Consider the following 23,308-nt stretch of genomic DNA (forward strand, 5'->3'; position numbering starts at 1 on the left):
TCCTTCCTGGTCTTGGCCCCAGCGCATCGAAAAAGGTATTGCAAGACGTTGTGTGGTGTCGTAGGCGATAAGTATAAACACGAGAACCTGCCGATGACAATTGCCGAAAAATCTGCACGTTGTCTTCCGTATATTTTTTGACGTGGTCCATATACTTCTACCTGATTAGGCCCCGCTCCGCGAGGGAGGCACACATGGAAACAGGCAGATTACCCTTGGCCGTCAATTTAAGATTTCCCGCCTTTCTGATTTCATCCATCCGCATCACCAGCTCATCACAAAACTTTCCATCTGTTGCAAATCGTCATATGACGTTACCAAGTGAGTTCTTTTTACGACTCTCCGCTTGGCCTGCGTCTTAGATACCGCATCCAGCATGCGAGTGATGGTGGCATCAGCATTTTTGATGACAATGTCAAATGATTCCTTATCATGAAGGTACAATTCCTTGTACAGTTGGTCAGCAAATGAACGCGATATAAATTCAATACCCCAAAAGTCCAATACTATCTGCTTGCATTCATTACGTTCTCTCACTACATCAGCAAGCCGATTGGCAGCTTCACGGGTGTCCAGCGTAATAGGCAATATGTTTACGAGTTTCAATTCACACGTCATTCGCATAACTTCTCAACTATTTTGCAATTTATAAAAGTATACCTGCGCTATTAAGCGATTGTATCGCCTCTTTTTTAGACATCGCCTTAGCTTCTTCCAGCTTTCTGGCAGCAAGCTCCATTAATGCCTCAAAATCTTTGTCATTCATATTACAGCTACTATGCTTACAAAATAAGACATTCAAATTGCTATTTCAAAAGGTTGCTTCAAGTTGATTGGCTGCTGCATTAGTGATTAAGCGGATGCTTTCGCTTACAGAAACCCAACGAACTGTAGCCACTCTTGTGCTCACCAATGCCCCTGCTCCCACCAACCCTATGCAAACCCGCTTTTTTTAACCGTTTTTGTGTTAGCTCCCCACATTGGTGGGACAAACCCGCTTATTCTTGGGATGACTCTCCCACTTTTGCCCAGCTACGTATTCTATGCATCGGTTCCACTAACCGAATAACCAAACTTGCCTCCTGGCCTTCCTATCTGTTGAAACAATATCATTTGTTAGCAAATATCTGGCTCCATCCGGCAGCAAGTATCCCAATGTTATGTACATTTGTATTGAATATTTAAATACTGATATATCAATAAAAAATATTGATATATCAATTATTTGATTCCTATTGCAAAGGGAGCAATTACCATGACCAACAAATACATTTACCTGAACAACAACGCTACCACGCCGCTTGACCCTCGGGTGTTGGAGGCGATGATGCCGTACATGACAGATTTGTATGGTAACGCATCCAGCAGCCATCTGATGGGTAAACGCATCAAACAGGCAGTTGACAAAGCCCGCGAACAGGTCGGCGAGCTCATCAATGCCAATCCGGAAAACATCATTTTTACCTCCGGTGCTACTGAGGCAATCAATATGGCCATCCGAGGAGTCATTGCCCAATGTGGCATTGATAATCCACATATCATTACCATCAGCACCGAGCATCCGGCGGTATTGGACACTTGTCAATATTTAGAGTCAAGAGGCGTAGAAGTTACCTATCTGCCCGTTGACGATGATGGAGTAATCAATCTTTCCTTAAACACTTTGGAAGCCAGCTACCAAGACAATACCGTATTGGTATGTGCTATGGGCATCAATAACGAAACCGGTGTTTTGCAGCCTTTCGGTAGAATGGCAAGTAGTGCCCACGAGCGTGGAGTCCTGCTCATGTGCGATGCCACACAATTTATCGGCCGGTATAAAATGGACGTTATTGAGAAAGAAGTCGACATTTTAGCCATGTCTGCCCACAAGTTTTACGGGCCAAAAGGCGTAGGCGCTTTGTATGTTCGCCCAGGGTTAAACATTTCACCGCTGCTTTTCGGCGGGGGGCATCAAAACGGACTTCGGAGCGGTACGCTAAACACGGCAGGCATTGTTGGCATGGGAAAGGCCGCCAGTTTGGTTCAGGAAAGTCTCCATGAAGAAATTCATCGGTTATTTGGTCTGCGTAAGAAATTGGAAGACGCTTTGTTGAAAATTGATGGCACCAAACGAAATGGTCATGACGGGTTTCGTGCGTGTAACGTTACCAACATCACCTTTCAGGGCGTTGACAGCGACGCGCTTATCCTCAATCTCAAAAACATCTGCGTGTCCAACGGTTCGGCCTGCCACTCCTTTACGATGGAGCCTTCGCACGTACTGCTGGCCATGGGGCTCACCAACGAAGAAGCCAATTCGTCCATCCGGTTTAGTTTGGGTAGGTTTAACACCGAGGAAGAAATTGACTATACGATTGAGCAAGTAAGTGCTGCCGTGGAGCGACTTCGTGTCATTTCCTGATATAAGACATGATATAAGACAGTTTGTATAGCAAACTCGGTATTGACTGTGGGTGAGCTTCCGTGTATAAAAAAGACTAAAAAGCCCGCGGCCTCGCCGCAATTCATGCCGATGTTGAACCCCTCGGGTTGGTACTCCCGTAAGATCAACTTTCGGGCCGTGGCAATAAGTTCGGGCAACCGCTGCTTTTCCTCACCAGTCAAATCAAAAATAGTCTCGCCGCAACACATATGAAATGATAAGCAAATGGCCCGGCGAGCACTCTCGCTTCAGATATGGCAGTAAAATTTTTTATGTACATGCTATCAAGGCAAAAATTCAAATCCGTTGTTTGCCGCAATGGTCACCAGCGGATTAATCACAGCATAGAATTTATCTTTTGAAATCCCTTCCTTCAAATTGGTTCCTATGTAAAAATAGTCTTCCAGCATCCGCTTGGCGAATACAGCGAAGTCCGTCTATGTTCCCAGCGGCACTACACGGCCAAATTACCGCATCGTCGTATTTCAGCTGATTTTGGAAAATTTTAAGCAAGTTTGTAAATTGCAGCCTCTACCAATCCAACCATTACAACAGAAATAAATCATAAAACCGCTAACTACATAACAGCTTGAATATGGAACAATTTGATGGAGATGAATTAATAACCATAAACCTAAGGAAATACCATTACCTGATTGAATGCAGGAAAAAGGTAGCGAAGTTCGACTTTGTCATCCGTTTGCTGGAAATGGATGACGATAAACTTGCTAAAAAAATATCAGAGTTCGACATTACCGAGCATCGCGCCAATGTCCTTAAAGAATCCGGTATAGTCACCGTTCGGGATTTGAAACACTTTATAATTAACAACTATCCCACTGACGTTGATATATCATCGGTGACTTTTCGTGGGTTTGGCTCCACCGGCTCGGAAAAGTTATTATGTAGCGTTCTAAAATAGGCGAAAGGTATGAACACGGGAACTTACCACCACGCGCTATTGCAATACCGCTATTCTCAAATACTTGGTGAAGTGATGAATGTAGGTCTTATCGTTTATTTTCCAAGCCAGCTTTACAACCAATATCTGTCGGTATTCCAACACTAAGCAAAGTTGGTTACCTTTGTTTCTATGCCCCGCATCCCCACTACGCCGCAGCGCTCATACAACATGAGCCGTATCCGCTCCAGGGATACAAAGCCGGAGTTGTTGCTGCGCAAGGCGCTTTGGGCAAAGGGCATCCGCTACCGCACGCATACAAAAGACCTTCCCGGCAAGCCGGATATCGTCATCCGGAAATACCGATTGGCCATTTTTGTAGATGGCGAGTTTTGGCATGGGCATGAGTGGGGAAAGACCAAGGCCATCATCAAGAGCAACCGTAATTTCTGGATAACCAAGATAGAGCGCAATATCCAGCGGGATAAAGAAAACAATGCCGCATTGACAGCAATAGGCTATACCGTATTCCGGTTTTGGGGCGAGGATGTAAGGAAGAACCTGCAGAAGTGCGTCAATCAAATAGAGCTCTATATCGAAACAGCCGGAGAAGGCAGAGTGCCTTATCCGGAGGATTATTGATCCCAACTACAACTCACAATAGAACAGCGCCCCTCTTTCCACAGCGGTCACTATCAGGGTATCCCTAGCTAAAGCCTCATCGTCCAAATCTTCCTGCTCAGTATCATCACACATATTATAGACGCCAAACGTATCCGTTTCGGGGTCATACCCAATACGTTTGTAACTTTTTGCCAAGCCTCCGGCCAACATCATACAAAAATCCACATATTCCCCTGTTTCACGGTAGGAAAGCATTTTCAATTCCGCTATTGAAGTAACCCTTTTCATCATCCACCGTTTTTAGCGTTTCTTCAATACCTGTTCATACAGATTATCCGCCGCACGTTTCACCTGTTTCGCCAGCCCCTCCGCTTCGTAAGGCCCCTCATAGTCGGGCACCGTGGCCAGCATATCCCCGAGCTTATTATGCACCTTATGCAAGTCGCTGTTTATTGGGAACTTTTGCTGCACGGCTATCTGATAAGCCCGTTCCAGCCAACCGTGTTCATCAAGGTAGCGCATGGCGTCATCGCACTCCACTACCCTGCCGAGTTTCCGGATATCTGAGTTTACATAAGACAGCGCCGGACGCAAACCTTTTCCCTTATTGCCATGCAGCCAATTAAGCAGGCGGCCAACATTTGCCAGATTCAGCGACGCAGTAGGAAAACCGTCCAAGCTCACCAAGCCGACAAAGCGCTGGATGCGTTCATCTTGCAACGTTTTCGCCAACAACGAATAATAGATTGTTTTCCGTTCCATCTGCTGCCGGTTCCATATCCCCGCTTTTTCAGCTGCGGCAATCAGCCTGTAAGGAGTCATAAATCTATTGAGTTCCCCCCTCCCTATCCCCAAGTAATTTGCCACTTGGTAATCTGACACGAAGTAACTGTCCGTCACCCGGTGAAAAAATGAAGCCCTAGTATAACGATCCCAATTCTCCGTGCCCATGCTATGCCGCTGCGCCAAAAGCGGCCACACCGAATACCGGTCAGCTACGATGGTGACCGGAATCTGCGTTAAACTTTCCAGCAATTCCGGAGTAGGTTCATGCAGCCAAGCTGGATAATAGCGTACATATCGCTCATAGTCTAAAATCACGCGCACCGCAGCTAATCGGCGGTTCCCATCAAGCACGGTATAACGCGAACCTACGGGGACGACCAGCAGCGGCTCCGCTTCGAAATAGGCCCCCGAGACAATGGCCGCTATCAGGCTTCTTATACCATGCGCCTCGCATAACACGGTAAACGGGTCAAACGGCTCTGTCGTACGCTCACTTTTCCAAGAAGCGAAACGCTGATTATCCTTGTCAAAGTCAAGTAAATGCGTGCTCACATAGCGGTTTGGCATTCGGTCAAAAAGTTTGGTCATCACGGTATAAAAGGTTTCATTAGTAATGCACGGCAAATTTAAAAAATTCACTTAAAGTCTAATAGACTATAGTCGAATTGTTGAGAACTTTAAGGGATGGATATAAAGACCAAAGTAGGAGCAAGATTGCGAGACGTCCGATTAGCAAAAAAGCTAACGCAAGAAAAGGTTTCTTTCGACTCCGACATCGATAAGTCATACATCAGTGAGGTAGAAAACGGGAGGCGCAATATTTCAATAGTAAACCTTGAAAAGCTTACCCTCACACTGGGTATTTCATTAAAGGACTTTTTTAATACCACTGATTTTTCCTAAAGCCATGCCGATTTTCAAACCCCGAAGACAACCGGAGCAATCATCACATTAAAACCGTCCATGACTCGCGCATACTATTCCGACACGATCGCTGGTTTTCTGCAGACATCAGATGAAGCCATACTTGGCCATCTGATCCGGCAAACTACGTTTAATGTAGAGCTTACCCAGCGCGGTGCATGGCAGCAGCAAATCCGCATCCTCAAAACTGTGTTGGCCGCCTATCCTACCGGCCATTTATTCCTCGAATATGATATCCCCCGTATGGGGCGGCGTATTGATGCGGTGATTATTATCGCCAACGCGCTATTCATCGTTGAGTTTAAAGTAGGTGATACTGCTTTTCATCGGCACGCCATTGATCAAGTGTGGGACTATGCCCTTGATCTCAAAAACTTCCACGGGCCCAGCCACAGCGTTTTCATTGCGCCTATCTTGGTAGCCACTGCGGCACCGAATACGCTGATCGCCATTAGCACAACCCTGCACAATGACAACATTTTAACTCCCATATGCAGCAATGAAGTGCAGCTGCCACAAGCCATCGAGCAAGCGTTGTTTTTTGCCGAAGGGGCCTACATCGATCCGCAAGCCTGGGCCAGCGGGCCTTACTCCCCTACCCCTACCATTATCGAAGCCGCAGCCGCGCTGTATGCCAACCATACTGTTGCAGACATCACCCGGCATAGTGCTGAAGAAGAAAATCTTAATCAGACGAGCATGGCTGTTAGCGCGGTTATCAGCCAAGCCAAACAGCTGGGCAAAAAGGCCATTTGCTTTGTCACCGGCGTGCCAGGCGCGGGCAAAACCTTGGTGGGGCTCAATATCGCTACGCAACATCTCGATAGCGAAAGCAGCACCTCCAGCGTATTCCTTTCGGGCAATGGCCCGTTGGTTGCCGTTTTGCGCGAGGCGCTCACACGCGATAAAGTACGGCGAGAACGCGAGGCAGGCCACAAAATAAGCAAATCAAAAGCAGGTCGTGAGGTAAAGCTTTTTATTCAAAATGTGCATCACTTCCGAGACGATTGCTTAGCCGACCCCAACCCACCGCATGATCATGTGGCCATATTCGATGAAGCGCAGCGCGCTTGGGACCATCGGCAGACCGCCAGCTTCATGGCCCGCAAAAAGAACCAGCCCAACTTTGCCCATTCCGAGTCAGCATTTCTCATTTCGTGTTTAGACCGGCATCCTGACTGGGCTGTCATCGTCTGCTTGGTAGGCGGCGGCCAAGAGATTAATACCGGCGAGGCAGGTATGAGTGAGTGGATTACGTCACTCAATCGATCATTCCCCCATTGGGAAGTATACGTGTCCGACCAATTGACCGATAGCGAGTATGCCGCGGGTGATGCTTTGCATTTGCTTGCCCAACATGAGGCAAAGGTACACTACAAGCCGGAGCTACACCTATCGGTGTCTATGCGGTCTTATCGGGCGGAGTATCTGTCGCTCATGGTCAAGCAGCTGTTGGACCTGCAACCTGAAACTGCCCAAGCTACTTGGCGGCATATCAAAGACAATTACCCCATTGTGCTCACGCGCGATGCGCAAAAGGCCAAGCAATGGCTCAAGCAACGAGCGCGAGGCAATGAACGGTACGGTATCGTGGTATCATCTCAAGCCTACAGACTAAGACCTTACGCAATCGATGTGCGCGTACCCATAGATCCCGTCCATTGGTTCCTGGATGATAAGGATGACGTCCGTTCGTCGTATTATTTAGAAGATGTCGCTACCGAATTTCAGGTGCAGGGCTTGGAGCTGGATTGGGCTTGCGTTACATGGGATGCGGATTTTAGGCATCACGCCGATGGGTGGCAGACCTTCGCTTTCAAGGGTAGCCGTTGGGAGCGTGTGCTCAAAGCCGAACGCAAGCAATACCTCAAAAATGCGTATCGCGTGCTGCTTACTCGCGCACGCCAAGGCATGGTCATCGTGGTACCAAAAGGTGACCCCGAAGATCATACACGGAGCGAAGAGTATTATGACGGTACGTATGAATATTTGAAAGGCATCGGTTTTCCTGTATTATGAGAGCGTCGTTATTATAGACAATTCGACGACTCACGAACCTAAAATCCTTATTAAACTTACTCACATTTAGCCTCCTTCCGATCAACTCGGACTTTCTGCTTCAAATTCAAGCAAAAGAAAGATCAACCCATTACAAATAACCTATTTATGTCTTTCTTTTGACAACCGCAAATTCTCGATGCGAACGTCAATAACTATTTTTGTGGAAAAAATCCGTTATTTTTTTTTCAACATATAGGCTACTTTAGTTTGGTTAAGTTTAATTAATGCACAACGGCTATGAGTTTCAATTCGCAACATCTTCAAGAAGAAATAGTTGAGCAATATTTGGCCGATGACAACAATCGGCCATGGATTGTTGGCTTCAGTGGCGGCAAAGACTCGACCATGTTACTTCAATTGGTATGGTATGCCATCCGGCAGCTTCCAGAAGAACTTCGTACGCGCAAGGTATATGTGGTTTGTAATAACACGTTAGTAGAAAATCCAAAGATTATTGAATATACCGAGCGGGTATTACATAAAATACAAGAAGCGGCTGCTAATCAGTCGATGCCAATGTACGTACAACGTACCACACCAAAGCTTGAAGAAACTTTTTGGGTAAACTTGATTGGCAAAGGATACCCGGCTCCCAACAATATTTTCCGCTGGTGTACCGAACGTCTGAAAATCAACCCCACTACGCAATTCATTCTTGAAGTCACTCACCAAGTTGGCGAGGCGATCATACTTTTGGGTACACGGAGTGCGGAGAGTTCTCGTCGCGCGCGTAGTATTAAAAAGTATGAAATAAAAGGCGAGCGATTACGGAAACACATCATTCCTAACGCTTATGTCTATGCCGTTATTAAAGACGTCGAAACCGCTGAACTTTGGCGATACCTCAATCAAGTTCCGTCACCTTGGGGTTCCGAAAACAAAGAGTTGGTTACATTGTACCAAAACGCTAATGGCGGTGATTGTCCTTTAGTGATAGATAAAACTACCCCTTCATGCGGCAATTCGAGATTCGGTTGTTGGGTCTGTACCGTGGTCAACCGAGACAAATCCATGGAGGCGCTTATTGAGAACGGCGAAGACTGGATGGAGCCGTTAATGGAACTCCGTGACATATTAGCACGTTCACGAGATGACGAAAATCTAAGGGAAAAGCGCCGCAGAGATGGCACGATCACTGAAGGTATTTTGGGGCCCTATATTCCATCATTCCGCGCAGAATTTTTGGAAGGCCTATTAAAAGCCCAAAAGGAAATCCAAGAAGAACAACCAGAAATTAATTTGATTAATTATCAAGAGCTGGTTGCCATTCAGGTACTTTGGTATCGAGATAACATTTTCAATTATAAAGTAGCCGACATATACAACAAAGTATATGGCACTGACATCAAGCTGGACGCCGCTGATGAGCGAATCATTAAGGAGAAAGAGTTGCTCAAACAAGCATGCGTCATGAACCCAAAGGACTTTGAGTTAATCAATGAACTGTTAGCCCTTCAGAAAACCCGTACCATACTGATGAATAGCCGCGGGCTTCAAACCGATTTGGAAAACAGACTTAAGCAATTTGTAGAAGCTTAGTTCTTTAAAAAAGCTCTCTTATGTTTATTAAAAGCGTAAAGCTTAATGACTATCGTATATACCATGGGGAGAATGAATTAACATTTTTCAACGCCCCCTTTCGCAACGTGTTTATCATTTCAGGTAACAACGGGTTTGGCAAAACAACTTTCCTTACCTCGCTGATTTGGTGCCTTTATGGCAAAGTGATGGTCGATGTAGACGAAAAATACCGTCGCGAAATATATGAAGCAGGGGGGTATAAGAAATATGCGGCGAAAAATCTCAACCGAAAAACGAAAGCGATCCTTGATCAGTTTCAACTTGAGCATGATGAAGAATATCGGTTAAACTTGAAGGCGACCCACCCCGAAAAGTATTCCCACCTCGTGGCATACGAACAACGGTTAGCGTCCTATAGCGTTCAAATAACGTTTTCGGATATGTCTTTACCTTCTGTAGTATGCGATGAAGTAACCGTTAAACGAACATTCAATACATTGCGGGAGGAGGATACGCTCACTATTCTTATTGATGGACAGCAAAACGAGCTGACAAAAACCGTTGGCCCGGATATCTTCATCCATGACTTTATCTTACCGAAGGAAATCGCTAAGTTTTTCTTCTTTGATGCGGAAAAAATCGTTTCTCTCGCAGAAATGAAATCCATCGAAGAAAAGCAAAGTCTGAGCAAGGCCTATGCAGAGGTCTTAGGCATCAAAAAATATGAAGACCTAAAAAACCACCTTGAAAACATCCGCATTCGGATGCGCCGCAATTCGGCTTCGGAAGCAGACAGGAAGAAGTTTGATGAGCTACAGAAGGAGGTCGAAGCGTCAAAACGATTGATAACCGAGTTTGAAGAACAGCGGGACGCATTACAAGAAGAAAAGCTATCTAAGAAAGTTGCAGCAGACCAATACCAAGAAAAGCTGATTCGGGAAGGCAGCTCATTATCGGTTGAAGCTATAAACCACCTACGGCAACGTCAGCGGGAATTGGCTACAGATTATGAAGCTATCAAAGCCCGCATGAAAGATCTAATGGAGCTTGCTCCCTTTGCCATTGCTGGCCATAAATTGAAGCAAGCACGCCTACAGCTACTCGCAGAAATTGAAATGGAGCAAAGCAACCTGAACCCTGTTTTGTTAGCCGAGAAAGCCAAGGCCGTATCAGACCAACTTTCGACGGACACCTTCCCACTTATGAAAATCAAGGGGCAAGCGTTAGCATCACTGCAAAAGATTGTGCAGGAGACCATCATTCAAAGCTTCAGCCCCTCTAAAAAGGCAGACGCAGACTTTAAGGTGCTTTTTGCTTTTTCTGAAGCGGAAAAAAACGAGTTCGAAGCTATTTTCTCAAATCTAAAATATACCTATAGCGAACGTTTTAAAGAGTTGGTGGCGCAGCAAAAAGAAAATCGTATTGCATTTAATAAAGTTATACGTCAGCTGTCCGATGCGGAATCAAAGGAAAATGATTTGCTCATCAAGGAAATCCGCAGGCAAAAAAACGCCCTTGATGAACGTATCGTTGACATAGACAAACAGCTACTGCAGATCAGCCAAGAAATCGGCTCACTTCAGCGCGACGTCGGCGTAAAAAACAAAATCGTCGCTGAGCTGGCCAAGAAAATCAAGGTAGAAGACACAGATGCCGCAAAAGATGAAGTTGCCGAACGCCTAATCGCCGAGCTCAACGTTTTCATTAAGAATTTCAAGACCGAGAAAAAATCGCTTTTGGAGAAGAGTTTAAAACGCGAGCTTAATCTATTGATGCACAAGGCAGACTTCGTTGATAAGGTTGAAGTTGAAGTTGACCATGACTTAATCGACATCCACTTATACGACAAGCGCGGCCAGCAAGTCAATAAGGATACGCTATCCAAAGGCGAACAGCAGCTATACGCCACCGCCTTGCTGAAAGCATTGGTTGATGAGTCCAACATCAAATTCCCCATCTTTATCGATAGCCCGCTCCAGAAGTTTGACAAACACCACTCAGCCAATATCATTGAGTCTTTTTATCCCAAAGTATCCGAGCAAGTGGTCTTATTTCCGCTATTGCAAAAGGAACTTACCGAAGATGAGTATAAATTGCTTTTGCCTCGGGTAAACAGCGCGCACCTCATCAAAAACATCGATGACGACCATTCCACATTTGAACCAGTGCAACCAAGCAAGTTATTTGAATATTATACAGCGGGGGTAAGCCATGTTTAAAAGCATCAAAACATCTGCGGCCAATAAGGAAATCGTCACCGAGCTGACACGTAGGCTAGGCCTTGGCCCAGAAAATGTTATCGCCCGTATGGCATTCTCCTATTCTTTGGCCTCAGACGTCAAGCTCTCCTTAGCTGATATCCAAGATGCCAAGGGAAAAGAATACAGCGCCACGGTATTGTTCGGTCAAAATGCACCTTACTACATTGCATTGATTTGCACACATTACCAAATCTATAAGACTGACAAAGATATTGCTAAGTATGTAAAGCTTCACATAGACCACGGCTTGCAGCTATTGAATGAAGAATTTATTAGTAATCCGAATGTGACAGGATTTGAGTTTGTGGTCAATAAGGTAGATGCTGGATTGAAAGGGCTCTCAGGATCTTAACAAGTCTGTATGTGTAGTTCCATTGAGGACAATCAAACACAAAAGACAGCACTTGGTCTAGCGATGTTAGATATTTATTTAAAAACAAACGTAACATAACCTAAAAACACCAAAATGTCTCCTCTGAATATTCAATCTTGGTTTTTATCCAATTCTGATAATGAATACTTAAACGAGTCCAGGGTTATTGAGAAAGGCAAGGAAGAAATTTCGCTTTTCAAAATTTATAGCTTTTGGGGAAGTATTCTACCTATTTTCATAGCTATTGGGATGTCAATTCTATTAGAAAATAGTAGGAGAATCGATATTTTGTACATTTTAAGACTTTTGAACAATGGTTCATTGCCTTTAGTCCTTTACAGTATCAGTATATCTGTGTTTATGTTTCTACTAGATAAAACGAACCCGAAATATCTAAATTTAAGGAAGAAAATACTTGGCTTAAGTATACTGTTATTGTTTTTGAATGCTTCATTATATACTTTCCTCACCGCATTAGGACAACAGCTTCATCTTTGTGGGCAAATTTTTATATTGGTATTCACAATATTAATAGGAGTAAATGTCTGGAACACCACTAAAACGATGATTCTCTTGAAAAAGCGGGTTGTGAAAAGCTATTTCAAATCATTTAATAATATTCGAGAAAATATCCGAGAGGAAGGGAAGATAAACAAGGCTGATGAAATAGAATTCTAATTTACTTTTTTAAGGAGAGAATGAAAATAGTTTGTCAAAAAGTCATTCAAAACAACGTCGAGTTTTTTATTGGGAAACTATGTTTTGAAAAACTTGCCAAAGTCGCGGGAATCAATCACAGAATCATTTCTACATTTGACGATGACGGGCTTCCAGTATACAATGACAGTTTCCAACGAAAGGTTAGTACACAAAGGGCAAACGATATTAAAAACTATATATTAAGCGACCAAGAAGCAACATTCCCCAATTCTATAATACTTTCCCTTCCTTCTGCTTTAATGCTAGAGGAGATAGAAGATGAAGGGCCCCCTATAATATATATTAATGAAGAAAAGATAAACTTAGATGACAAAGAAAACCCTGTCTATATACAGATCATTGACGGCCAACATCGATTTGCAGGTATGAAGGCTGCTGTGGAGGAATTATCTAAACTTGGTGTTACCGATTTATTAAATAAGCTTTTGAAGTTTGAATTTGTAGTATCAATCTTTATAGACGCCGAACTCGATTTTCAAGCTATGCTTTTCTCCACAATTAATAGGACACCAGTTAAGGTGCCTTATGATATCGTTTATGATTTATTTGGTTTAGTTGAAAAAGATAGCCCACAAAAAACTGCATTGGCTATCTGTTTAGAATTGAATAGTATAAAAAAAGATAACAATGGAAAATTGAGCCCTTTTGCGGGTAGAATAAAATTATTAGGAAAAAAAGATAAAGGCGCTAGTTCTTATATCTCGCAGCAAATTTTCATCAAGACGATAATAACATTAATATGCCCTTCGATTAGAGCTTCTGAAATCGAAAGATTTAAAAAAAGAACAGATTTTGTTGTCGGAGGCACGTTTAAAACGATATTTAGACAATTTTACGCCGAGAATAGAGACAATCATATCTATAAAACTCTTGAAAATTTCTTTGTTGCTGTAGAGGAAACGTTTGTTGATCAGCAAGGGAATTCTTTTTGGAGAATTGGTGAAACACCGGATAATCCACTGCAAAGAACAATTGGTTTTTTGGCGCTTATAGACGTTCTAATAGAATTGTTTCATATAGGTGTGTCAGAGAAGAAGTTAAGCGTAGATTTCTTTAAATCTAAACTTTCAAAAGCACAAAAAATCTCTTTATTAAATGAAAATAATGAGACAGTCTACCCGTACAGTAGCAAAGGTAAATCCCTTTTAGCAGAAGATTTGTTAAGCTTAATTTTGGAAGATAGTCCACATTAAACTAAAAAACAGGCATACTTTTACGTAGCTTTTCTACCTCTTCTTTAATCCGCTCTGCCGCAATATGAACATCCTCGTCGGTAGTGAAACGGCCAAGGCTAATACGCAATGTACTATAAGCCTCTTGTTCACTTCGTCCCATTGCAATAAGTACGTGTGACGGTTCGATTTTGGTAGACGAGCAAGCAGAACCATTAGACACAATCACATCTTTCAGTCCAATCATCACCGCGTTAGCATCGGCGCCTTTGAATCCTATACTTATTGTATTATATAGCCGATGGTCAGGATTGCCATTCAGAAAACTACCCTCAATAGCCAGCAATTGACTTTCTAATTTATCACGCAAGGCACCGATGCGAGCCCGATCACTATCCATTTCCTGCCATGCGATTTCTGCTGCTTTACCCATCCCCACGATGCCTGGGACGTTCAGTGTACCACTGCGATAACCCTTTTCATGCCCGCCACCATGGATAAGCGCCTCCAGCTTCACCTTATGGGGGCGCCTATTACGCACAAACAACCCGCCCACACCTTTCGGCCCATAGAATTTATGGGCAGAGAAAGCCATTAGGTCTATACCAATTTCATCTACATTAATATGCATCTTGCCAAACGCTTGGGTAGCATCCGTCATAAAGAAAGCTCCGTATTGATGTGCGATTTCGGCAATTTCTTTGATAGGCTGTATCACACCCGTTTCGTTGTTTACCAGCATCACGCTTACCAATACTGTGTCTTGGCGAATAGCAATCTTTAATACCTCCAAATCTACCAATCCATCAGCACTTACAGGCAAGTAAGTTACTTCGTATCCCTCTGTTTCCAAATACCGGCATGTGTCCAATACCGCCGGATGTTCATTAGTTACGGTAATTAGATGTTTGCCTTTTTTTCCACTCAGCTTCATCGTGCCACGTAATGCCAAATTAATAGCCTCAGTTGCTCCGGAAGTAAAGATGAGTTCGTTGTTTTCTGCACCAATACCATTGGCCAATGTAGCCCGAGCCTCTTTAACACCTTGATTGACTTCAACACCAAAAGTGTGATTGCTGGCAGCATTGCCATATAAATTGGTGAAATATGGTTTGATTATGTCAAAAACACGAGGGTCAACACGGGTGGTTGAATTGTTATCAAGGTAAACAAAAGCATCCATACACAAAATTAGTATTTAAAATTAATTGTATACAATGCCACTTAATCTATTCGCTCGCCTTTAGTTATATTTTTATATGTGGAAATTCACTTATAATCAACTGTGTTTAGTTTGTATCTTTTTAAATCTATTTCGGTTTGTCTAAACTTCGGATTTAATCCGTTTGATAAACATATATCAACAATTTCTTTTTTATCAGATTCATTCATACGACAACCAAATACCACTTCTTGTAGTGACTCGGATTTAAAATACTCAAAACCGACTTCATCCTTTACAATTCTATACTCATCTTCATATTGCCATTCTATCGATTTTGTAAAAAGTATCTTTTCCACAATTTCTTCATCTGTGTGAAGCCAAGACCATATGTCTTCATAATGAGTTTGGTATCGTACCTTTTTACATTTGTTCAAAATGCTATCTTCTTTACTGAAATCGAAACCAAGGCATAATCCTATATGGTTAAACGAATAGTGGGACCACATGAGTATGTTATCATGTTTGGACGACAGTGCTAGGACACCTTTTTTATTATGCAAGTCTTGAACTCTTTTCAACTTATGCTTTCCTATCCTATTTTTCTCAATATGTTCAATTGTGAAGTTCTTGTTTACTAAATCAATTGCTTGTTGCATTGAAATCCCTTCATATAACCCTCCATTTGTCAATCGCATAGCATATTGGACTCTGGCTTGCGCAGACCTAACTTGATGTAGTGTACCCTCAAGATCCAAATAAACCTGGCCATCAAATGGGTCATTAAAGGCTTCAATGCCTGAGAAATATAGCCTTTTGTTTAAAAGTATGTCTTTTGTCCTTGATCTGGACAGTTCATCATGATAATATCTATACTTGTATAGCGTCATGTTAATTTTCTATCAACTGGTTATAATAGTCTATGACTTGAGTTAATGCTATCGCTCCAAAAGCTTTTCCAATAATGTTCCTGTGCTTGGGAGTTAATAGGTCTCCGCTATCAAACTTTTCCTCAATGGCCGAGATTTCGCTAGGTGATAGATATAATTGTTTGTCAGGGAACTTTTGTAATGCTAGGTACATTTTAAGTCTTTTTTGGGAATCGTCCCGCTCTAGTTTATTAAGGATTTCTAATGCATACGATTTTTGTATTCTTTCTAATTTTCTAATTTGGGATTGTGCATTTGTCCTATCGGTCATCTTGTTTCTTAGAAGATATAGGAAATCAGCCCCTTTATTTGCATTGACGATCCCTGGCTTCATTGTATCTCCTTTCATTAGTATCTCGGACCAAGGATTAAAGTTTTCAATTGTAAAATCAGGAATATTGAAAAAATTGACTTTTAATACTTTAACACTATTAAATAGTCCTACTTTCCCTAAGGTATTGATGAAATCTATAACATCATCTAATTGAATGTCATTGATCTTCTCGTTCTCTGATAAAATATAGGTAAATAGCATTTCTTGGCCTACCAACGTTCTGAGTAAGTTTTCAGCTTGACTTTCTTCTATTTTCTCATTCCAATCGCGAAGGACCTTCGTTTTCTCAGCTGAGATTTCGTTTTCTCTTGCGAACTCTTTGATTTGTTTGCCAACTTTGTCGGATTTTCTTCTCGTAGTTCCATGTATTTTAAGTGTCTCATGGGTATAAACAATGAAGTTGAATATTAACTCTCTTTCGTCACCATTATAAGACAAGATTGATTCTTTTATTTTCTTTGTAAACCATAACGAATTGAAAGTTTTAACTATAATCGAAATAAAATGGGACGTTTTTCCTTCGAATAGCTCAGTCACTTTTGAAGACGAAAGTTCAAAAGCACTGTCTTTTGTGCAATCTTGATTATATACGTTTTTTAATATTTCAATGAACTCTTCTCGTTCTCTTTCTTCATTTGCGTCGGCAGAGGTTCCAACAAGAAATTCTCCTTCTGCCTGTTGCACCTCCTCAAGGTTCCTTTTCTTAATTGCTATCAAGTTTGTAAATATCTCTATTTCGCTTTCGGAAAGACCAGAAGTCTTAAGCCGTTCAACTATTTTTGATGTATTGTCATCAGATAATTGCTCTATTGAATTGTAATTTTCAATTTCTTCAAGTAAAGCTCGGTGTAACTGAAAACATATGCTTCTTATATCTCGGGTTTTATCTACTTCTTTATAACGCAGTAAAATGTTGCCTAGAATATTTTTATGTATACTCATAACGTTAGATATTTCCCAAGGAAATAGCGTGCTATGATTGGAGAGGAAACCTCTGGCCTCTTCATCGTCTTTTCCTGATTCTTCTATGAGATAACGATTGACAAAGGAATCATCAGCTAATAGGAAATCTTCTGATTGTAGCATAATTTGATAAACATCTTCAGTTTCTTCTCCGGGAGCATTTGATCCAAATATTTTGGCCGATATTCTTCTTTGAATATTTCTATCGTCAATAAAAATTAGTCTTTCTTCAGAAACTAACCTCGGTGTATTATTGACATCTATAAAAAGTGAACGGGTTGCTTGGATGAGATCTATTGCATTGTTATTTTTAAACAAAACGAAAGTAGCAGGAATGCTTATGTTGTCAAATGAACTTTCGTTCTTTCCATCATAGAACTTTCTAATAGCACTAACACGGTGTTGACCGTCTATTACTAAAGCTGATATTTGATTCTTATCCCATTTTAATTCCACAGGCATATCATACTCGAATTCGTCACTTTCGTAACCTTTTTCGATTTCCACACCTTTGATATTGTCAAAACCATATTTAGTGTTTTCAAACGATTGTCTTGGCTCGCCCTTAGTCTTAGGTAGAAGCACTATAGTTATCGCGGGAAAAAATTTGATAGACCTATTGCTAGCCTGCAAGTATTCGTTTTTTATTTCCTCAACACGTTTGTCTGAAATATTTCTTTGAATAATTTTATTCATGCCCCAACGTGCATCACCTTTTAGGTCGTCGACTAATAAGATATCTCGATTTTTGAATAATTGTTTAAGTGGAATATTGGCAGCAAAAACATTTGTATCGAATATGGAATTTAACTTTTGCACAGAATGAATGCAGTTATATGGTTGTGAAAAGTCTTGTTTGTCAATTTTTTTAATTATTTTCTTACTCATAAGTGTTTGATTATTAACATTGTTAGTGTGAGTGTTTTGACTAACGATTTTTTATTTGATATTGCGCACCCCCAATTCCATATTAAAAGCTGCGACATTATCTTTCAAAATCCTTAATTTTCTTCAAGTCCTCAGGTTTTAAAGGTTTCTCGTCGACAAGCCCTGTTGAATATAAAATAGCATTTCTAATATCTCTTCTTCCTATGCCGGAAGCTTGAACCGAAGAACTGCTAAAATCATATTTCATTGCGGTTTCCAAATATGTTTCGAATTCATATTCTTCGGTTAACCTTTCGTGTTGTAAAATTCTTTTCAGTATATCGAATAGCGCTTGTACTCCAACTGTTTTAAAAATGTATGACTTAGGATCGTAATCTTTCCATATCGTATTCTTAGCGGCAGATAAAAAATTGAAGATTACTTTAAATATGTATTCATCATTTTTGTCAAGGTATTCTTGTCTTAACGGTGATTTATCATTTTTGAACGAGTCTACCATCTTTCTGGTACGATTACCCCATATATTTTCTCGAGCCATTTCTACTCTGTCACGTTTTGCATTTGATGTTATCAGATTAAGGATGCCCTCGACTATAGTGGCCGTGGAAATAGACCATTCTTTTTGGGTTGCAAACACTTGTTTTTCCAGTGCGCTGGAGATTTTCGGAGCTATTTTGATATGCCCCTTAATTGGACTATCTTTAAAGTTTAGACGACGTGTAAAAAATACTGCCAGTTTTTCGGGTGTCCAAGTGTGTTGAGGTTCGTCTTCAACATTAAATCCAAATTGTTCAAGAGCCAAGCTTTTATCTACTCTTTTCTGATTGCCATTAATAGTAGCAAAAAGAAAAGCTTGATACGAAATTGGTAGATCGAAAAATATAGCACAAGGTAACTCGACGTCAAGTTTAGATTGGTCAGGTAAATATTTCTCACCAAAACCCATCAATCGATGTTGACCGTCGATAACAGCGGCTAATTTTTTATCCGACGGAATGATAATTTTATATAAATTCTCTTCTACAGAGTCAATATCCCACCTGTACTTTTCATCATCGACCAACTCTCCCTCTTCGGAGTAATTCGCTGCTAAAATGATTGAATTCGGAAAAGACATCTCAACGGAGTCTATATATTTTCCAATTTCTTTCAGCCTTCTTTCATCAATTTTCCGTTGATTCCCTTTCAATTTTCCATTCTCATCCATATATTCAAGTTTCTCCGAAAAAGTGAGTTTCAAGAGATCTCTAGCCTTTATTGAGGCAAGGTAGAAGTCACTCAATGGTTGGGAAACTCTAATTGCGTATAACTCTAAATATCTCATGACATTGGCCCTCCTATCGACGAAAAGTTTCCGGCACGTGGGTTTTTAGCCTTTACATATATCCACGTTGCTAAAGCAATGAGTGTGAAAAGTGAAGTTGCTTTAATAGCACTTAAAATTCTTCCGAATTTCAAGTCAACATAGGCTATAAAAATCAGAAAACCTGTAGCGATTATTATAATTAGAAGGATAAGAAACTCGATTCCGTTTCTTTTGTATTTTGTTGTGTTATTGATAAGGAATAACAATCTATCAACGTAACTCACCATCATTATAGCTACACCGTAAGTGATTAAATTTGTTGGTAAGTCAATCCACGTTTCGTAGGCGATGGAATCCACCTTTGCTTTATCGATTGCAAAAGGTAGCCAAACACCCAGAGAACTCAGGAAGACAACCGTTATTAAAAAATGCATAGTGTTTTCCCAAGTTTTACTTTTTGAGAGTAATGTCAAAAGTGCTTTAATCATAAATCATTTCATAAGCTTATCCGTTCAAGTCTTTTAATACTCTTCCCTTTTTGAGATTTTTTACAGTTTTGTTATCCCACCCCCTATGCACCATCCGATGGCAATTCGAGCAGATGAGCATAAGGTCATTTAATGTTGTTTTTGTATCCGGTGTTAATTCCGATAGCGGGGTGCGGTGATGACATTCGATGAACCCTTTGCCTGTAGCGCCATATACTTTTTCGAAATCAAAAGAGCAAAGCTCGCAAGCAAGGGAACCATGCTTTTTCAGATATTCCTTTTTCTTTTTTTCCACGAGTGTTCGGTTGCGCTCACGGTAACGATGAAGCTTATAAAGCAACTTCCCTTCAGGCGCGGAATATTCGTCCCCCTCCTCGTCTTCTACTAAAGGAGCTTTCAACTCCTTGACTAACTTTTCTTGCAAAAGTGTAGCTTTAATATTGCTGGCTAGTTTTCGAAGTAAGATTTGGTTATTAACGAACTCCTTGAACACCTGCTCGTCCAACTTACTGTAAGACTGCATGCCCTTTCCTTTATAATTTGGATCTATAGCCAAAAAGTTGCTTAACTTAAGCCCAACCCCATTGGGGTTACGATATAATTCAGCATCTGTTTTAGCATCGGAAAAAGGCAAAGCGTTTAGGGTCTGAGAGAGCTCAACAATAGTTGGATTCCGAGCGTGAATCTGCCCAGGTTCCAACTTGAAATAAAGGTCAAGTGCAAGTATCAATTCATCCCTATGCCACTTCGGATTTCTCATTAGGTTCGTAAATTAGGTTGCTAGACACCTTCATTGAAAGAATCTCTTCATTCCTTTATCTGATACCAATTACCCGCACCCGTCTCACCCTCAGGTTTCTCAACAACTTTAACTTTATTGCAACGCGGCGGACGTTTCAACAAATCGGTTATACGTCTAGACTCATTATTAATTTCCTCTCTTACAGCAATAGGCAGTAATTCTAATAGGCGCTTTGCGGTAATAGGCCTACTTAATTTTCCAGTGGCTATAAGTTTGTCTATCTCCTTCCCTAAATCTATCTTCTCATGTTTTTCCCTAGGTTGCGTTCCAGATTTTCTAATGTTCAATATTGCATGTTGTGTCTTTATAGGTAAACTTTTAAGGGATGGTTTGCGTTGATTAGGATTCATTAACTGATAATCTTCAAGACCGTAAATACTAGCGACTGCCTTAGTCTCATGAGGCCGAGGCTTTTGTCTCCCCGATTCAAACCTTGAATACTGATTTTTCTTAAGTTTAGCTAGTTGCTCAACCGCATTTTGCGTCAACCCGAAATGTAATCTATACTCTTTAAATAGTTTCTCTATCCCTTTGTTTTCACCCATGCAAACCACGATTTAAAAAATCGAATTATAAAATTTGCATAATTCGATTTGTGTGTTTACCTTTGTTATCAATTAGATAAGCGACAATTAAGACAGAGGCACTACCTCTTTCATAACGATGTCACTCTCGTACCGAAATCGCCAAATTCCCACGAGATGGCCTTAGGTTCGCCGTATCTCTGTGTAATCTGTATATTTGTACATATTACCAGAGGGTGAACCTTATGTCAGTCTTTCGGGGAACCCTAACTTTGGTTAGGTTGGTGTTTGGCGATACCAGGTCGGAAGCTTTAAGGTTCACCCCTTGGTTATAAAAAACCGACCCCTTAAGCCTTCGCGAGTAGTGCATCGTTTTCATAAATCATCAAACTATGAAAACGAAAACACCAAACCCACTAACCGCGTTTTTCAGCAATCTCGTTGCCGGATTCAACCGAATTTACCTTACCTCACGGTGGTACAAAATCTCCTTTAAACTCTTCTCAAAAAACCTTATCTGCCCACCCGAATAGGGCAGGAGCCAATAAACGCTGGGCGTGTAAACAAAGAGGGCGCAATGCCTCCGTTGCCAAAAGCAAAAAATGCCAATGGCCACTTCCCGGTGACACCGACCCCAAGCCAAGAAAACCGCGTTTTGTTTGTCTAGGTCACGGAGTAGATGTCTGCTTATTGGTTTTGTTCACCCTAAAGGTAGTGTCTTACTTCTTTACCTCCAAATTTTCGCTGAATTTTTCATTGGCCCAGCGGTCGGTTTTTTAAACAAAAATTTCATAAACCGCTAATAACCAACGAAAACATGAAGCGAATTTTACGCTATGGGAAGTGCTTTGCCCTTTCCAAGATACAAATACAATTCGGCCAAAGGCCACTCCACATAGCCATTCAGCGGGCAATAAGCCGTGCCAAAGCGGGTTTTGCCGTGCAACAGGAAAACGCTGTAACAAATGGCGCACTTTTTTCGTCTAATCCACAAGGCCACGGCCAGAAGACTTTACTATGTGTGCAGACCCATGCGCAGGCCCTCGCCCACCCCGGGCGGGGCCGCGCAAATGGGGTACTGGCACTGCTCCTGCTGGCGGTAAGCATGTCCATTCAGGCCCGCCCGCTTACCCGCCAAGCAATTCCAAGCGAAGGCCTGTCTGGCCGGCAGGCAGGCATCAAGCCCCTGCAAATAGGCGATGCCATACCTGAGGAACTGTGGAACACGCCGCTACAGGTGGCAAACCATCCGGAAGGGAAGGAGACGATTACGCTGGAGGCGTACCGGGGCAAAACGATTCTCCTTGACTTTCTATCCACCGGGTGCAGCGGCTGCATCAAGGCCATCCCCAAGCTGGAAGCCATCGGGTTGGAATTTGGCGATAGTGTGTCTATTTTGCCCGTCACCCCCGAAAAACGGGATCGCGTTGCGTCATTCATCCCTGCCAATAGCTATGTAAAGGGTACACGGCTGCCGTTTGTAGTAGAAGACAGGCTGCTCAAGCAATATTTCCCCCATCTGTACATCTCGCATGTGGTGTGGATAGATGCACAGGGGGTGGTACGCGCCACTACCGGCACGAATCACGTGACGGCCAGCACCGTGAGCGAGTTTCAAAGCGGCAAGGCCCTTGATTGGCCCGTAAAAACGGAAAACACCCCGTTTTTCAACGCACCCCTCGTCACCCTCAACGCCGAGGCAAACGCCCTGCCGCATAATACAAACCGTCCGCTGTACTATACCGTCATCACGGGATATACCGAAGGGATTGGACCTTATGTGGCTACCGAAGCGGACAGCCTGATGGGCATCCGGCGCGTATCGTACCGCAATAGGTCCATACTTGACCTGTATTATATCGCCATCGGGCGTGAATTTCCGCCAACGCGCATCATCTGGGAAGTAAGCGATCCCGCGCGATACGCGGAATGGAAAGCCGACCTAACGGCAATCACGCGAAGCCAATGGGCCCGGCGGCACGCGCTATGTTATGAGCGCACGTTTCCCCTCGGTGCTTCGTTGGAGACCATCCGGAAACAGATGCTGGCGGACTTAGACGCGCATCTGAACCTCCATGGAAGGACGGAAATAAGAAACAACGAGACCTACTTTATACTATCCGAAATATAACGGTAGGCCTAAT

General features: G+C 42.3%; 22 protein-coding genes. 12 read left to right on the plus strand and 10 right to left on the minus strand.

Features of this window, described 5'->3' with window-relative positions; all coding sequences use genetic code 11:
- Positions 1 to 264 precede the first annotated feature (264 nt).
- Positions 265 to 624, minus strand: a complete 360-nt coding sequence (locus B5X72_RS11255) for a hypothetical protein (protein WP_139378656.1) — start codon at positions 622 to 624, stop codon at positions 265 to 267.
- A gap of 631 nt (positions 625 to 1,255) precedes the next feature.
- Here B5X72_RS11255 and B5X72_RS11260 point away from each other — a divergent pair.
- The 4 genes from B5X72_RS11260 to B5X72_RS11270 all read left to right on the plus strand — a co-directional run bounded on the left by B5X72_RS11260 (position 1,256) and on the right by B5X72_RS11270 (position 3,968).
- Positions 1,256 to 2,404 carry a cysteine desulfurase family protein gene (locus B5X72_RS11260; RefSeq protein WP_079717008.1) on the plus strand — a complete coding sequence of 383 codons (1,149 nt, stop codon included), beginning with the start codon at positions 1,256 to 1,258 and terminating at the stop codon, positions 2,402 to 2,404.
- A 616-nt stretch (positions 2,405 to 3,020) separates the two neighbouring features.
- Positions 3,021 to 3,347 (plus strand): hypothetical protein, encoded by a 327-nt coding sequence (locus tag B5X72_RS11265; protein ID WP_079717009.1) that lies wholly within the window; start codon positions 3,021 to 3,023, stop codon positions 3,345 to 3,347.
- Between the two features lie 9 nt (positions 3,348 to 3,356).
- Entirely contained in the window at positions 3,357 to 3,494 is a 138-nt protein-coding gene (locus tag B5X72_RS20805; RefSeq protein WP_176146174.1) for a hypothetical protein, read from the plus strand.
- 24 nt (positions 3,495 to 3,518) lie between these two features.
- Positions 3,519 to 3,968, plus strand: coding sequence for a very short patch repair endonuclease (locus B5X72_RS11270; RefSeq protein ID WP_079717010.1), 450 nt, complete (start codon positions 3,519 to 3,521; stop codon positions 3,966 to 3,968).
- 6 nt (positions 3,969 to 3,974) lie between these two features.
- On the opposite strand, the gene B5X72_RS11275 is transcribed toward B5X72_RS11270, so the two are convergent.
- Positions 3,975 to 4,241: a hypothetical protein gene (locus B5X72_RS11275; protein ID WP_139378657.1), complete on the minus strand. Its 267-nt coding sequence runs from the start codon at positions 4,239 to 4,241 to the stop codon at positions 3,975 to 3,977.
- A gap of 9 nt (positions 4,242 to 4,250) precedes the next feature.
- Positions 4,251 to 5,324: a hypothetical protein gene (locus B5X72_RS11280; RefSeq protein ID WP_079717012.1), complete on the minus strand. Its 1,074-nt coding sequence runs from the start codon at positions 5,322 to 5,324 to the stop codon at positions 4,251 to 4,253.
- 96 nt (positions 5,325 to 5,420) lie between these two features.
- On the opposite strand from B5X72_RS11280, the gene B5X72_RS11285 reads away from it, so the two are divergent.
- The 7 genes from B5X72_RS11285 to B5X72_RS11315 all read left to right on the plus strand — a co-directional run bounded on the left by B5X72_RS11285 (position 5,421) and on the right by B5X72_RS11315 (position 13,789).
- Positions 5,421 to 5,639: a helix-turn-helix domain-containing protein gene (locus B5X72_RS11285; RefSeq protein ID WP_079717013.1), complete on the plus strand. Its 219-nt coding sequence runs from the start codon at positions 5,421 to 5,423 to the stop codon at positions 5,637 to 5,639.
- A 60-nt stretch (positions 5,640 to 5,699) separates the two neighbouring features.
- Positions 5,700 to 7,679, plus strand: a complete 1,980-nt coding sequence (locus B5X72_RS11290; RefSeq protein ID WP_079717014.1) for a DUF2075 domain-containing protein — start codon at positions 5,700 to 5,702, stop codon at positions 7,677 to 7,679.
- 279 nt (positions 7,680 to 7,958) lie between these two features.
- On the plus strand, positions 7,959 to 9,260 hold the full coding sequence (dndC, locus tag B5X72_RS11295) for a DNA phosphorothioation system sulfurtransferase DndC (protein ID WP_079717015.1): 1,302 nt from the start codon (positions 7,959 to 7,961) through the stop codon (positions 9,258 to 9,260).
- A gap of 20 nt (positions 9,261 to 9,280) precedes the next feature.
- Positions 9,281 to 11,461 (plus strand): AAA family ATPase, encoded by a 2,181-nt coding sequence (locus B5X72_RS11300; protein ID WP_079717016.1) that lies wholly within the window; start codon positions 9,281 to 9,283, stop codon positions 11,459 to 11,461.
- Positions 11,454 to 11,855 (plus strand): DndE family protein, encoded by a 402-nt coding sequence (locus B5X72_RS11305; protein WP_079717017.1) that lies wholly within the window; start codon positions 11,454 to 11,456, stop codon positions 11,853 to 11,855. The genes B5X72_RS11300 and B5X72_RS11305 overlap by 8 nt, the downstream gene beginning before the upstream one ends.
- Positions 11,856 to 11,969: 114 nt before the next feature.
- Positions 11,970 to 12,554: a hypothetical protein gene (locus tag B5X72_RS11310; protein ID WP_079717018.1), complete on the plus strand. Its 585-nt coding sequence runs from the start codon at positions 11,970 to 11,972 to the stop codon at positions 12,552 to 12,554.
- Between the two features lie 20 nt (positions 12,555 to 12,574).
- Entirely contained in the window at positions 12,575 to 13,789 is a 1,215-nt protein-coding gene (locus B5X72_RS11315) for a DGQHR domain-containing protein (protein WP_079717019.1), read from the plus strand.
- A gap of 1 nt (position 13,790) precedes the next feature.
- Here B5X72_RS11315 and B5X72_RS11320 read toward each other — a convergent pair whose 3' ends face one another.
- The 7 genes from B5X72_RS11320 to B5X72_RS11350 form a co-directional block, all read right to left on the minus strand.
- The gene (locus tag B5X72_RS11320; RefSeq protein WP_079717020.1) at positions 13,791 to 14,951 is read right to left on the minus strand and encodes a cysteine desulfurase family protein; all 1,161 of its coding nucleotides are present in this window, start codon (positions 14,949 to 14,951) and stop codon (positions 13,791 to 13,793) included.
- Positions 14,952 to 15,037: 86 nt separating this feature from the next.
- Positions 15,038 to 15,820 (minus strand): DUF2971 domain-containing protein, encoded by a 783-nt coding sequence (locus tag B5X72_RS11325; RefSeq protein ID WP_079717021.1) that lies wholly within the window; start codon positions 15,818 to 15,820, stop codon positions 15,038 to 15,040.
- A 1-nt stretch (position 15,821) separates the two neighbouring features.
- Positions 15,822 to 18,044 (minus strand): DNA sulfur modification protein DndB, encoded by a 2,223-nt coding sequence (locus B5X72_RS11330; RefSeq protein ID WP_079717022.1) that lies wholly within the window; start codon positions 18,042 to 18,044, stop codon positions 15,822 to 15,824.
- 97 nt (positions 18,045 to 18,141) lie between these two features.
- Positions 18,142 to 19,368: a DNA phosphorothioation-associated DGQHR protein 1 gene (locus B5X72_RS11335; RefSeq protein ID WP_079717023.1), complete on the minus strand. Its 1,227-nt coding sequence runs from the start codon at positions 19,366 to 19,368 to the stop codon at positions 18,142 to 18,144.
- Positions 19,365 to 19,838: a hypothetical protein gene (locus tag B5X72_RS11340; RefSeq protein ID WP_139378659.1), complete on the minus strand. Its 474-nt coding sequence runs from the start codon at positions 19,836 to 19,838 to the stop codon at positions 19,365 to 19,367. The genes B5X72_RS11335 and B5X72_RS11340 overlap by 4 nt, the downstream gene beginning before the upstream one ends.
- Positions 19,839 to 19,854: 16 nt before the next feature.
- Positions 19,855 to 20,598, minus strand: a complete 744-nt coding sequence (locus tag B5X72_RS11345; RefSeq protein WP_079717025.1) for an HNH endonuclease — start codon at positions 20,596 to 20,598, stop codon at positions 19,855 to 19,857.
- Positions 20,599 to 20,645: 47 nt separating this feature from the next.
- On the minus strand, positions 20,646 to 21,185 hold the full coding sequence (locus B5X72_RS11350) for a helix-turn-helix domain-containing protein (protein WP_079717026.1): 540 nt from the start codon (positions 21,183 to 21,185) through the stop codon (positions 20,646 to 20,648).
- A 796-nt stretch (positions 21,186 to 21,981) separates the two neighbouring features.
- On the opposite strand from B5X72_RS11350, the gene B5X72_RS11355 reads away from it, so the two are divergent.
- Positions 21,982 to 23,295, plus strand: a complete 1,314-nt coding sequence (locus tag B5X72_RS11355; RefSeq protein WP_079717027.1) for a peroxiredoxin family protein — start codon at positions 21,982 to 21,984, stop codon at positions 23,293 to 23,295.
- The last annotated feature ends 13 nt before the right edge of the window (positions 23,296 to 23,308 follow it).

Source organism: Parapedobacter luteus (assembly GCF_900168055.1).
GTDB classification, from domain to species: Bacteria; Bacteroidota; Bacteroidia; order Sphingobacteriales; family Sphingobacteriaceae; genus Parapedobacter; species Parapedobacter luteus.

Excerpts from the sequence above, each read along its gene's own strand:
- B5X72_RS11275 (WP_139378657.1), bottom strand. The coding sequence starts at position 4,241 with ATGATGAAAAGGGTTACTTCAATAGCGGAATTGAAAATGCTTTCCTAC.
- B5X72_RS11330 (WP_079717022.1), bottom strand. The coding sequence starts at position 18,044 with ATGAGTAAGAAAATAATTAAAAAAATTGACAAACAAGACTTTTCACAA.
- B5X72_RS11310 (WP_079717018.1), top strand. The coding sequence starts at position 11,970 with ATGTCTCCTCTGAATATTCAATCTTGGTTTTTATCCAATTCTGATAAT.
- B5X72_RS11300 (WP_079717016.1), top strand. The coding sequence starts at position 9,281 with ATGTTTATTAAAAGCGTAAAGCTTAATGACTATCGTATATACCATGGG.
- B5X72_RS11260 (WP_079717008.1), top strand. The coding sequence starts at position 1,256 with ATGACCAACAAATACATTTACCTGAACAACAACGCTACCACGCCGCTT.
- B5X72_RS11350 (WP_079717026.1), bottom strand. The coding sequence starts at position 21,185 with ATGGGTGAAAACAAAGGGATAGAGAAACTATTTAAAGAGTATAGATTA.
- B5X72_RS11270 (WP_079717010.1), top strand. The coding sequence starts at position 3,519 with ATGCCCCGCATCCCCACTACGCCGCAGCGCTCATACAACATGAGCCGT.
- B5X72_RS11345 (WP_079717025.1), bottom strand. The coding sequence starts at position 20,598 with ATGAGAAATCCGAAGTGGCATAGGGATGAATTGATACTTGCACTTGAC.
- B5X72_RS11290 (WP_079717014.1), top strand. The coding sequence starts at position 5,700 with ATGACTCGCGCATACTATTCCGACACGATCGCTGGTTTTCTGCAGACA.
- B5X72_RS11305 (WP_079717017.1), top strand. The coding sequence starts at position 11,454 with ATGTTTAAAAGCATCAAAACATCTGCGGCCAATAAGGAAATCGTCACC.
- B5X72_RS11355 (WP_079717027.1), top strand. The coding sequence starts at position 21,982 with ATGAAGCGAATTTTACGCTATGGGAAGTGCTTTGCCCTTTCCAAGATA.
- B5X72_RS11325 (WP_079717021.1), bottom strand. The coding sequence starts at position 15,820 with ATGACGCTATACAAGTATAGATATTATCATGATGAACTGTCCAGATCA.
- dndC (WP_079717015.1), top strand. The coding sequence starts at position 7,959 with ATGAGTTTCAATTCGCAACATCTTCAAGAAGAAATAGTTGAGCAATAT.
- B5X72_RS11255 (WP_139378656.1), bottom strand. The coding sequence starts at position 624 with ATGCGAATGACGTGTGAATTGAAACTCGTAAACATATTGCCTATTACG.
- B5X72_RS11335 (WP_079717023.1), bottom strand. The coding sequence starts at position 19,368 with ATGAGATATTTAGAGTTATACGCAATTAGAGTTTCCCAACCATTGAGT.
- B5X72_RS11315 (WP_079717019.1), top strand. The coding sequence starts at position 12,575 with ATGAAAATAGTTTGTCAAAAAGTCATTCAAAACAACGTCGAGTTTTTT.
- B5X72_RS20805 (WP_176146174.1), top strand. The coding sequence starts at position 3,357 with ATGAACACGGGAACTTACCACCACGCGCTATTGCAATACCGCTATTCT.
- B5X72_RS11285 (WP_079717013.1), top strand. The coding sequence starts at position 5,421 with ATGGATATAAAGACCAAAGTAGGAGCAAGATTGCGAGACGTCCGATTA.
- B5X72_RS11280 (WP_079717012.1), bottom strand. The coding sequence starts at position 5,324 with ATGACCAAACTTTTTGACCGAATGCCAAACCGCTATGTGAGCACGCAT.
- B5X72_RS11320 (WP_079717020.1), bottom strand. The coding sequence starts at position 14,951 with ATGGATGCTTTTGTTTACCTTGATAACAATTCAACCACCCGTGTTGAC.
- B5X72_RS11340 (WP_139378659.1), bottom strand. The coding sequence starts at position 19,838 with ATGATTAAAGCACTTTTGACATTACTCTCAAAAAGTAAAACTTGGGAA.
- B5X72_RS11265 (WP_079717009.1), top strand. The coding sequence starts at position 3,021 with ATGGAACAATTTGATGGAGATGAATTAATAACCATAAACCTAAGGAAA.